Annotated in this window: 10 protein-coding genes; 2 read left to right on the forward strand and 8 right to left on the reverse strand. The window is 69.1% G+C overall.

The window, feature by feature from the left end:
* The 7 genes from NBRGI_RS27195 to NBRGI_RS27225 all read right to left on the reverse strand — a co-directional run.
* A partial coding sequence (locus NBRGI_RS27195; protein ID WP_036561081.1) for an ABC transporter substrate-binding protein occupies window positions 1-621 on the reverse strand: 621 nt, incomplete at its 3' end.
* Window positions 618-1,406 (reverse strand): ABC transporter permease, encoded by a 789-nt coding sequence (locus NBRGI_RS27200; RefSeq protein WP_051728061.1) that lies wholly within the window; start codon window positions 1,404-1,406, stop codon window positions 618-620. The genes NBRGI_RS27200 and NBRGI_RS27195, both read right to left, overlap by 4 nt.
* Window positions 1,403-2,311, reverse strand: coding sequence for an ABC transporter ATP-binding protein (locus tag NBRGI_RS27205; protein ID WP_029900054.1), 909 nt, complete (start codon window positions 2,309-2,311; stop codon window positions 1,403-1,405). The genes NBRGI_RS27200 and NBRGI_RS27205 overlap by 4 nt, the downstream gene beginning before the upstream one ends.
* 247 nt (window positions 2,312-2,558) lie before the next feature.
* On the reverse strand, window positions 2,559-3,440 hold the full coding sequence (locus NBRGI_RS27210; protein WP_029900055.1) for an ABC transporter permease: 882 nt from the start codon (window positions 3,438-3,440) through the stop codon (window positions 2,559-2,561).
* 361 nt (window positions 3,441-3,801) lie between these two features.
* Window positions 3,802-4,836: a TIGR03842 family LLM class F420-dependent oxidoreductase gene (locus NBRGI_RS27215; protein ID WP_029900056.1), complete on the reverse strand. Its 1,035-nt coding sequence runs from the start codon at window positions 4,834-4,836 to the stop codon at window positions 3,802-3,804.
* A 52-nt stretch (window positions 4,837-4,888) separates the two neighbouring features.
* Window positions 4,889-6,310, reverse strand: a complete 1,422-nt coding sequence (hydA, locus tag NBRGI_RS27220) for a dihydropyrimidinase (RefSeq protein ID WP_029900057.1) — start codon at window positions 6,308-6,310, stop codon at window positions 4,889-4,891.
* Between the two features lie 16 nt (window positions 6,311-6,326).
* Complete coding sequence (locus NBRGI_RS27225; RefSeq protein WP_029900058.1) at window positions 6,327-7,163, reverse strand: nitrilase-related carbon-nitrogen hydrolase; 837 nt, start codon at window positions 7,161-7,163, stop codon at window positions 6,327-6,329.
* 925 nt (window positions 7,164-8,088) lie between these two features.
* On the opposite strand from NBRGI_RS27225, the gene NBRGI_RS44290 reads away from it, so the two are divergent.
* Window positions 8,089-9,345: an aminotransferase-like domain-containing protein gene (locus NBRGI_RS44290; RefSeq protein WP_235211122.1), complete on the forward strand. Its 1,257-nt coding sequence runs from the start codon at window positions 8,089-8,091 to the stop codon at window positions 9,343-9,345.
* A 415-nt stretch (window positions 9,346-9,760) separates the two neighbouring features.
* Window positions 9,761-10,486, forward strand: coding sequence for a peptidylprolyl isomerase (locus tag NBRGI_RS27235; RefSeq protein WP_235211123.1), 726 nt, complete (start codon window positions 9,761-9,763; stop codon window positions 10,484-10,486).
* A gap of 158 nt (window positions 10,487-10,644) precedes the next feature.
* Here the strand turns inward: NBRGI_RS27235 and NBRGI_RS27240 are convergent, their stop codons facing one another.
* Entirely contained in the window at window positions 10,645-11,400 is a 756-nt protein-coding gene (locus NBRGI_RS27240) for a class I SAM-dependent DNA methyltransferase (RefSeq protein WP_029900060.1), read from the reverse strand.
* Between the last annotated feature and the right edge of the window lie 69 nt (window positions 11,401-11,469).

The raw sequence follows: 11,469 nt of genomic DNA on the forward strand, positions 1-11,469 counted from the left end.
CTTCGTCTCCAGCAGCTGGGCGTACTCGTTGTACGACATGGCCTGGGCGGCGGCGATGTCCTTGGCGAGGAAGGCGTTCATATCGAACTGCTGCTGCACCAGTTTGACGTCCTTCGCCGGGTCGATGCCCGCCTTGGTCATGCCCGCGAACAGCTCGAACTCGTTGCCGTAGCCCCAGTTTCCGACCGTCTTGCCGCGCAGCGCGGCGGGGCCCGCGATGTTCTCCGACTTGAACGACACCTGTTTGGTGCCCGAGCGCTGGAAGATCTGCGCCACCTCGGTGATGCCCGCCCCCGCCTCGCGGGAGGCGAGCGCCTTGGGCACCCAGGCGATCGCGTAGTCGGCCTGTCCCTGCGCCAGCACGGTCTGCGGGACGATATCCGTTCCGCCGTCCAGGATTTCGACCGACAAACCCTGCTCTTTGTAGAAACCCTGATCGACCGCCGCCAGGTAGCCGGCGAACTGGCCCTGCTTGAACCACTGCAACTGTAGCCGGACCTTGGTGAGGCCGTCGGCCGTGGTGGTCGAGCCGCCGTCGGTGGTGCTGCAGCCGGTCAGCGCGGCCGCGGCCAGCGTGACCAGCGCGAGACAGGCACGGAATCGCTTGGTGGATCGGGTCATCGGGTTCTCCAGAGGGTGGTGCGGGGTCTACGGGTGAGTTGTTCGAGAAGTAGTACGGCGGCGAGGAACACCAGGCCGACGAGCATGGCGCCGACCACGTAGGCCCACGCGCGCGGATAGGCGGTGTTGGCGGCGGCCGAGGTGATCCGGCTGCCCAGGCCGTTCTGCAGACCGCCGAAATACTCGGCGATCACGGCCGCGATCACCGCGCCGGGCGCGGCGATGCGCAGGCCGGTGAACAGGTGGGGCAGCGCCGCGGGCAGCCGGACCGTGCGGGTGACCTGCCAGCCGCCCGCCGCGTACGAGGTCATCAGGTCGGTGTGCACCTGCGGCACCTGACGCAGGCCGCGCGCCGTGCTGACGAACATCGGGAAGAACACGACGATGGTGACGACCATCCGGCGCGGAGTGTCGGTCGTCGTCGAATACATCGAATTCAGCAGCGGCGCAAGGGCGACGATCGGCACCGCGGCCGCCGCGGCGGCGAGCGGGGTGAGCAGGCCGTCCACCAGTCGGAATCGCACGGCGAACATGGCGGCGACGATGCCGAGCACGCCGCCGGCCAGCAGGCCGAGCAGCGCGTTGGCGCCGGTCGCGGTCGACGCGTCGAGGATGCGGTCGAAATTCCCGGTGAACTCGCTCGCGATCGCGCTCGGCGCGGGCAACAGGAACGACGGCACCCCGGCCACGGTGGTGAGCAGCTGCCACAGCATCAGTCCGCCGACGCCGAACAGCAACGGCGGCAGCACCGTTCGCCACGGCAGCAGCGTTTTCCAGGACGTCATCGCACATCCCGCCCCGCGACGGCGCCGGTATCGCCCGACCCGCCGCGCAGCGCCTCGCGCACCGCGGCCACCGCCTCGAAAAACGCTGCGCTGGAACGCACGTCGTCGGCGGCCTCGGCGGCGTCGCGACGGCCCCAGCCACCGGTCGGCACGATCTCGGTGATCCGGCCCGGCCGCGGCGACATCACCACCACCCGATCGGACAGGAACACCGCCTCCGGGATGGAGTGCGTCACGAACACCACCGCCGCCTCGGTCTCCCCCGCGATCCGCAGCAGCTCGGTCTGCATCCGCTCACGGGTCATCTCGTCGAGTGCGCCGAACGGTTCGTCCATCAGCAGCAGCGACGGCTTGGGCGCCAGCGCCCGCACGATCGCGACCCGCTGCTGCATGCCCCCGGACAGCTCGGCGGGATAGCGCTTGGCGAACTCGCTCAACCCCGCCATCTCGAGCAGTTCCGCACTGCGCGAACGGCGTTCCCCGCGCGGCACCTTGTGCAGTTCGAGCGGCAGTTCGACGTTGGCCTGCACGGTGCGCCAGTCGAGCAGGCCGGACTGCTGGAACGCGATGCCGTAGTCCTGATCGAGCCGGGCCTGCCGCGCGCCCTTGCCGTGCACGGTCACGGTGCCGCTGGTCGGCTGTTCCAGGTCGGCGACGATCCGCAGCAGGGTCGATTTACCGCAGCCGGAAGGGCCGATCAGCGAAACGAATTCGCCTGCGGCCACGGTGAGCGAGACGTCCGACAGCGCGGTGACCGAGCCCGCCGCGAAGATCTTGCCCACGTGCCCGAGTTCGACCGCGGCGAGCCGCTGCGGGGCCGGTTCGGCGCGCTCGGCGGCATCCCCTAGCTCGTCCGCCGGGTCCGGCGCCGCGGTGGCGACGGCCGGTCTTGCTTTGGCGGTCAATGGATACCTCCTGAAAAGCTGCCTGCCCATCTGTGCAGGCGGTTGTGACGGTGTGCCGAATCCGGGCCGAAGGTCTTGGCGTCCAAGGCCATCGGTCGGTGCTCGCGGGGCAGGTAGTCGATCGCGCCGGTCCGTCGGCTATCCCGCGAACATCGGTTGCGCTCGTGGCCGACGGGGCCGGCCGCCGGTGAGGTCCGTGCCCGCGGCACCACCTCGATGGCAGGTCCGCGCCGGGCCGGTGGGCCGATCATCGGCCGGACTGCACGGCGTCGGCCGAACCCGGCGGCCGGCTGTAGCGGCGCAGCGTCCATTCGGCGAGGCCGACGACGGCGGTGATCACGACGCCGAGCAGGGCCGCGGCCAGCACGGCCGCGTACAACCGCGCGGCGTCGCCGGTGGCCTGCTGGGCGAACACGATGATCTGGCGGCCGATGCCGCCCGCGGTGCCCGTGGAGATCTCGGCGACGACCGCGCCGATCACCGACGCCGCCGCGGCCAACCGCAACGCGGGCAGCAGATGCGGCACGGCAGCGGGAAAGCGCAAGCGCACCAACGTTTCCCACCAGCCGGCCGAATAGCTGTGCAGCAGCTCCACCGACGCTTTCGACGGAGCCTGCAAGCCGCGCAGCATGCCGACCGCCACCGGGAAGAAGGCCAGATAGGACGCGATCACCGCGATGCTCATCCACGGCCGCCACGGCTCGCCCGCGATCACGATCTTGCCGCCCCAGCCCGCCACCAGCGGCGCGAGGGCGATCAGCGGAACCGTCTGCGACACAATGATGTAGGGCAGCAACCCGCGCTCGACCCAGGCGAAGCGCTGCATCAGCACCGCGAGCAGCACCCCGACCACCGTTCCGATCGCGAGCGCGAGCAACGCGAGTCCCAACGTGAAACCGGCTGTGCGCAACAATGTTTCACCTACGGTGCCGGTGCCGTCGCGCTCGCCGAGCACCGTCACCACCGCCCACACGTGTGGCAACGCGCCATCACCCGTGCGTGGCAGGATCCGCTGCTCGCCGATGCTCACCCCGCGTTCGGGCACCGCGAACTTGACCAGCTCCCACACCCCGACGACCAGCAGGAACACGGCTGCCGCATAACCGGCCCGCACCCATCGACCCCTCATCGAACCTCACTCACGTACTCGCCCGGCCGGATTCGGCCCCGCCGGTCACATATCCAGCGCGGCGACCCACACTTTCCCGTCGTCACCGCGCCTTCGGGCTGCCGGGACAGCGCCGCACCGTCGTAGTGCCGTCCTCCCGCCGCACCTTCGTGCTGCCGGCCCCGCGCCGCACCGTCGTCGTATTGCCCACTCCGTGCGACCGACCGCCGGGCGAGGACCGATGCGGATTCGCGCGGATCCCCGCCGCACCGCCGTCCCCGACCGTGCGCGGCTTCGTCGACGCCGGTCACCCGCACCGCAGATGTACTCGAACCGGCGCGCACCGGGTAGCCCGCGGACCGCTCAGCGGACCACGGCGACATCAAGCGCCCTCCGTGGCGGTCACCGGGTGCGCCAGCCGGGGCAGCACCGATTCGCCGTAGGCCTCGAGCGTGGCCGTCTTCGCGTCGTGCTGCAGGTACACCGCGAACTGGTCGACACCGAGTTTCTCCAGTTCGCGCAGCCGGGCCAGCTGATCGTCGGGCGTGCCGAGGAGGCAGAAGCGGTCCACGATGGCGTCGGGGACGAACTCCGCGTGCGTGTTGCCCGCGCGCCCGTGCTGGTTGTAGTCGTAACCCTGCCTGCCCGCGATGTATTCGGTGAGCGCGGCCGGAACATCGCTGCCCGTCCCGTATTTCGCGACGATATCGGCGACGTGGTTGCCCACCATGCCGCCGAACCACCGGCATTGCTCGCGGGCGTGTGCCAGCGCGGCCGCCGACCCGTCGGTGACGTACGCCGGGGCGGCGACACAGATCCGCACCGCGCCCGGGTCACGACCCGCCCGTTCGGCGGCGGCGCGCACCCGGGCGATGGTCCACGCGGTGATATCCGGATCGGCCAGCTGCAGGATGAACCCGTCGGCCACCTCGCCGGTGAGATCCAGTGCGCGCGGACCGTATCCGGCCACCCACACCTCGAGCCGGGAACTCGCGGCCCAGGGAAAGCGCACGATGGTGTCGTCCACCCGGGCGCTGCGCCCGTTGCCGAGCTCCCGGATCACCTCGACGGCTTCGCGCAGCGTCGCCAGATTGCTCGGTTTGCCGCCGAGCGTGCGGACCGCCGAATCGCCGCGGCCGATCCCGCACACGGTGCGGTTGCCGAACATGTCGTTCAGCGTGGCGAAGGTGGACGCGGTCACCGTCCAGTCCCTGGTGGCCGGGTTGGTCACCATCGGTCCGACGACGACCTTCCGGGTGGCCGCCAGGATCTGGCTGTAGATGACGTAGGGCTCCTGCCACAGCAGATGAGAGTCGAAGGTCCAGACGTGGGAGAAGCCGTGCGTTTCGGCTTGCCGGGCCAGTTCGACCACCCGGGAGGCGGGCGGCGTGCATTGCAGCACCACACCGATGTCCATGCGGCACTCTCCGTTTCGAAGTCGGATGCGGCTGGGCGGGCCAGCCGCGGAATCAGATCAGGTTCTGCGACAGCGCGCGTTTGACGAACCGGCCGTGCCCGGCGCTGCCCCGATACTCGCCGGCGTCGACGATCACCCGGCCGCGCGACAGCACGGTATCGACGTGACCGTCGATCTCGAAGCCCTCGTACGCCGAATAATCCATGTTCATGTGATGGGTCTTGCCGAGCCCGATGCTGGTGTGCCCGTTCGGGTCATAGATCACGATGTCGGCGTCCGCGCCCGGGCTGATCACGCCCTTACGCGGATACATGCCGAACATGCGCGCAGGCGTGGTGCAGCAGACCTCGACCCAGCGTTCCAGCGAGATCCGGCCGCTCTTGACGCCCTGGAACATCAGATCCATCCGGTGCTCGACGCCGCCGATCCCGTTCGGGATCTTGCTGAAATCGCCGAGGCCCATTTCCTTCTGGTCCTTCATGCAGAACGGGCAGTGATCGGTGCTGACCGTGGTCACATCACCGGTGCGCAGGTAGCGCCACAGCTCGTCCTGATGCCCCTCCGCCCTGGCCCGCAGCGGCGTCGAGCACACCCATTTGGCGCCCTCGAAACCCGGTGCGCCCAGCTGCTCTTCGAGTGACAGGTACAGATATTGCGGGCACGTCTCGCCGAACACGTTCTGACCGTTGCCGCGTGCGTTCGCGATCTGCTCCAGCGCCTGCTTCGCCGACACGTGCACCACATACAGCGGCGCACCGGTCAACTGCGCCAACATGATCGCGCGATGTGTGGCCTCCTCCTCCATCTGCCACGGTCTGCTGGTCCCGTGGAAGTACGGGGCGGTGTCGCCGCGGGCGATGGCCTGCTCGACCAGCACGTCGATGGCGATCCCGTTCTCCGCGTGCATCATCAGCAGCGCGCCGAGATCGCCCGCCGCCTGCATCGCCCGCAGGATCTGGCCGTCGGTCGAATAGAAGACGCCCGGATAGGCCATGAACAGCTTGAAACTGGTGACGCCCTCCGACACGAGTTCGCTCATCCCCTTGAGGGATTCGTCGTTCACCTCACCGATGATCTGATGGAAGCCGTAGTCGACGGCGCACTTGCCGCCCGCCTTCTGATGCCAGGCGCCGAGCGTGTCCTGCAACCGCTCCCCCGGCGTCTGCACCACGAAGTCGACGATCGTGGTGGTGCCGCCCCAGGCGGCCGCGCGGGTACCGGTCTCGAACGTGTCCGAGGCCTCGGTGCCGCCGAACGGCATCTGCATGTGCGTATGGCCGTCCACGCCACCGGGGATCACGTACTTGCCGGTCGCGTCGAGCACGACATCGGCGCTCGTCGCGAGGTCCGCGCCGAGCGTCGTCGTGCCGGGTTGCAGTACGGCGGCGATGGTTTCGCCGTCCACCAGCACATCGAGCAGTTGCGAACCGGTGGCCGAGACCACCGTGCCGCCGTGGATGAATGTCAGCGTCATGGGAGCGTCACCGGCCTCAGGGCGCCACCAGCGGGCCATAGGCGTCGGGCCTGCGGTCGCGATAGAACGCCCACCGGTCGCGCACCGTCTTGATCAGGTCCAGATCGAGATCGCGGATGACCAGCTCCGGATCGGTATCGGAGGCGACCTCCCCGACGAACTTGCCCTCCGGATCGACGAAATAGCTGGTGCCGTAGAAGTCGTCGTCGCCGTACTCCTCGATGCCGACCCGATTGATCGCGCCGATGTAGTACTCGTTCGCGACCGCCGACGCGGGCTGCTCCAGCTTCCACAGGTAGGCCGACAAACCACGCGAGGTCGCCGACGGATTGAACACGATCTCGGCGCCCGCCAGGCCCAGGGCACGCCAGCCCTCCGGGAAATGCCGGTCGTAACAGATATAGACGCCGACCTTGCCGACCGCGGTGTCGAACACCGGCCAGCCCACATTGCCCGGACGGAAGTAGAACTTCTCCCAGAACCCGTTGACATGCGGGATATGGTGTTTGCGGTACTTGCCGAGATACGTGCCGTCGGCGTCGATCACCGCCGCGGTGTTGTACAGCAGGCCCGGCTGTTCCTGCTCGTACACCGGCAGGACCATCACCATGCCCAATTCCCTTGCCAGCGCGGCGAATCGGTCCGTGGTCGGGCCCGGCACCGACTCCGCGTACTCGTAGAACTTCGCATCCTGCAACTGGCAGAAGTACGGGCCGTAGAACAACTCCTGGAAGCAGATCACCTGCGCGCCCTGCGCGGCCGCCTGCCGTGCGTAATCCTCGTGCGCTTTGATCATGGACTCTTTGTCGCCGGTCCAGTTGGTCTGGACGAGCGCCGCTCGAACGATTCCCATGCTTTGTTATACTTCACTCCCGACCAATTCGGTTGTGTTACAGAATTGCGGAAACAATTTCGTTGCCGTAAACCTTCTTCCGCGGCCCCCGCCCCCAACGCAGAATGACCATGTGAGCAAGCCGAACCCGACCTCCGCCCACCACACGGTTCCGCACGCGGGTTCGGGGAGGTGCGCGCTCGGCGGTGTAGCCGTTCGACGGCGACGCAGTCGCACGGGGCGAGGGGCAGCCGTTCGGAGGCTGCCGGGCAGGGCGCGCCTGCCGCGCACCTTTTGGCACGCCGCGCGCGTGTCATTCAACCGACACACGCGCGGGAACACGATACGTGCGCGAAAGAGCGGGGCGGCACGGCCCGCACGCAACGGAGCGAACGCGCAGCCGTTCGGAGGCTGCCGGGCAGGGCGCGCCTGCCGCGCACCTTTTGGCACGCCGCGCGCGTGTCATTCAACCGACACGTGCGCGGGAACACGATACGTGCGCGAGAGGGCGACACGTGCGCGAGAGGGCGATATGTGCGCGGGAGGGCGACACGGCTGCACACGGCGAAGCGCACGCGCGGGCGTTCGGAGGATCGCGCACCCCTTCTGTCTCCCGCACCCGGTGTGGCGTTGCAGAGGGGTGCGGGAAGACAGCAGGAGTGCGGCTGTCGGGCCGGGGGCGGCTGGCGGGGGCACTTTGGGGTGGGGCGTGAGTGTTGTGGGGCTGACGCGTGCGCGGGGGACGGAAGCGTGTGGGGGGACGGATGTGGCGGGGAGATGGGGCGGGGTTGGGAGGGGCGGGTGTGAGCGTTGAGCCGGTGGTGGGTGAGGGGGCGTTCATCGCGGAACTGACGGATCGGTCGGCGGCGGGGATCGCGGCGGCGGTGAGCCGGTTGATCCGGTCCGGGGAGTTGGGGCCGGGGCGCGGCTGCCGACCGTGCGGGAGGTGGCGCGGGAGTGGAAGGTTTCGCCCGCGACGGTGAATCAGGCTTGGCGGGCACTGGCCGCGGCCGGGGTGATTGTCGCGCGGGGGCGGGCGGGGACGTTCGTGAGCGCGGCGAGCAGTGGGCCCGCCGCGATGACGGGTGGGCGTTATCAGCGCTTGCATCCGCCGTCCTACAGCGCTTTTCGGGTCGATCTGTCGCGGGGCACACCGGACCCCGAACTGCTGCCGGACCTCGGCGCGGCGTTGCGGCGGCTCACCCGGGACGGGGCGAGCGACCTCGGGGCCGAGTATCTCGGCGAAGCGGTACTGCCCGAGCTGGCGGCGAAGGTGCGGGCGAACTGGCCGTTCCGGGCCGAACGGTTCGCGATCCTCGACGGTGCGCTGGACGCGGTCGACCGGATACTGACGGCACATGTGCGGCTCGGCGATGCGGTCGCGGTCGAAGATCCTTGTTTCCCACCGTTTCTCGATCTGCTCGCCGGGCTCGGGGCCCGGCCGGTACCGGTGCGGATGGACGAATCCGGGCTGCTGCCCGGTGACCTCGACCGTGCGGTCGCCACCCACGGGGCGACGACGCTGATCCTGCAACCGCGGGCGCAGAACCCCACGGGTGTCTCGATCACCGCGCGGCGCATCCGCGAACTCGCCGACGTGTTACGGGGCACCGGCACCCTGGTGCTCGAGGACGACCATTCCGCCGGAATCGCCGCCGCCCCACTGCGTTCGCTCGGCAGCAGGCTCCCCGGCCGCACCGTGCACATCCGCTCGTATTCGAAATCGCATGGCGCCGACCTGCGCCTGGCCGCCGTGGGCGGCCCCGCCGAACTGCTCGATCCGGTGATCGAACGCCGCATGCTCGGTGCGGGCTGGACGAGCCGGCTGCTACAGCGGGTGCTGCTGAGCATGCTCGACGATGAGCACGCGGTGTACACGGTCACCGCGGCCCGCGCCGAATACCGCAGGCGCTCGACCGAATTGCGCCGTGCCCTGAGCAGGCGCGGCGTCTCCGTCGCCCGTGCCGACGGCATCAACCTGTGGCTGCCGGTCGCCGATGAGAACGCCGCCATGATCTCGCTGGCGGCAGCAGGCATCAAGGCGGCCCCCGGCGGCCCCTTCATCGTCGGCCCGCTCCCACCCACCGACCACCTCCGCATCACCACCGCCGCCCTCACCGACGCCGACATGGACTGGCTGGCCACCGAACTCGCGGCCGCCACCACCGCCGCCCCCACCTACCGCCGCATCCGCCGCCCCTGACCCCTGCCCACCGCGCGGGAAACCCATTGCAGGCGAACACGACCTGGGAAACGTCACCCAGCCACATGATCGGCTCATCCGCACCCTACGAGCCCGACACAGCCAGAACTCGGCCGTCGCCGCTGCACCAGCGCCCGCCATTCGCCGAGCACGAGCCAACACTGAAAGGACTGCAACCCGACACCGACAGTTGGCCGACCGGCGCGATCACCGATGGCTCGTGGGGGGTGCCGGGTCGACTGCATCGGATGGCAGCACCCTGTGCCTATCCGGCCCCCGCGACCACTGTTGGGGTGGGTGTCGTCGGATGTTTTCCGGCCGATCACCACCGTCCAGGCCCGTTCTGGGCGGCGAGATGGAATGATTCGGCACGGCATCGTCCGGTGCGCAACGCGATCGAAGGAGATTTCTAGCGGTGAGCAGCGAAGTCCAGGGGCGGCAGAGCGACAGCGGAAAACACGGTTGGCGGTTCGGGGTACCGCGTGGGGTCCTACGGATGGTCGGTGTGGCAGCGGTCGCCGCCGCGCTGGCGGCGTTCGCCAGCGGTGGCGTGTCCGCGCAGACCTGGAGCGTCCGGACGCAGCAACCCGCGCAATGCGCGGACGCGGGTGTGGCGCCGAACGGCAAGCAGTGGACCGCCGAGCCCGGCATGACCATCGACACCGGCGCGACCTACACGGCGACGCTCGACACGACCTGCGGCAACGTGCAACTCACGCTGGACGCGGCGCGCGCACCGCGCACAGTCAACTCGTTCGCGTTCCTGTCCAACGAGCAGTACTTCGACAACACCAAGTGCCATCGGCTCACCACGGCAGGCATCTACGTGCTGCAATGCGGTGACCCGCAGGGCACCGGCATGGGCGGTCCCGGCTACAAGTTCCCGGACGAGAATCTCGCGGGCGCAACCTATCCCGCCGGTACGGTCGCGATGGCGAACGCGGGTCCGAACACCAACGGCAGCCAGTTCTTCCTCGTCTACCAGGACAGCCAGCTGCCGCCGAACTACACCCCGTTCGGCCACGTCACCGCGGGCATGGACGTCCTGACGTCGGTGGCCGCCGCGGGCGCGCAGGGCGGTTCGGACGGTGCGCCGGTCAGCAATGTCGTACTGAAATCCGTAGCCACCACTCGTAACTAGAGCGCTCGACAACAGTGGCGGCGTCCCTCGGGAAGCCGCCACTGTCATGTCCGGGCACGTTTATGTGTGCGGCGCGAGCTGAAATCACTCTCGCAGCAACGCGATCGGCGCTCTGGCGAGCAAACGCCTCGAGCTGGTGTACGCGCTCGGTGACCAGGTCACGCTCGCAATCGAGGATGTCGCGCGACGGTGATGATCTCCGGGCAGTCGGGGGTCAGCGGCCGCCGATCCCAGTCACCGAACTGTTCGGCGACGATCAATCCCGCCCCGCACAGCAATTCCGCCAACCCTGCCGAATCGAGGAACCGCAACACGGAGTGGCTGACCTCCGGCCGCGCCCACCCCGCGCTGCTGAAGGTGTGGGTGAACGAGACGAGATCGCCCGCCACCGGCTCGAGCACCTCGCACACGCACCGCACGACCGCGCCGGTGTGGTCGGTGACCTCCCCCGAGTATCGGCGATCCCACGTTTCCCATTCCCGCACAGCGGGATTGCGGGTTTCGAAGACGAAACTGCCGGTCTCGTGCAGGACCGCGGCGACGGTCGCGACGGTGGAGCGCAGTGCGTCCTCGCCCACCAAGGCTTGGAACGCGTGCCCGGTCATCACCACGAGGTCGAACTGCCGGTGCCGGTCCCGCACGGCCGCGATATCACCTGGCACCCACTCGATATCGGCACACGATCGTGCCACCCCGAGCATCCCAGGGGCCGGATCCACACCGCACAGCCGCCCGGTGTGCCCGGCCGCACGCGCCCGCCGCAGCAGAGTGCCCGTGCCGCAGCCGAGGTCCAGCACGGACCGCGCGCCCATGACCAACGGCAGGTAGAACTCGAAATCGGCCCGCTCGTCGGGCGGACTGAACAGGTCGTACAGCGCGGCCAGCCGTGCGTCGGTGAAGACCTTGTCGACCATGGACGAAGCGTGGCAGAGTCCGGGCGTGCGCCGCCACCGATTTTCGCCGACCTCGGCGGCGGCGCGAGA

Origin of the sequence: Nocardia brasiliensis IFM 10847, from assembly GCF_000710915.1 — a bacterium.
GTDB classification, from domain to species: domain Bacteria; phylum Actinomycetota; class Actinomycetes; order Mycobacteriales; family Mycobacteriaceae; genus Nocardia; species Nocardia brasiliensis_A.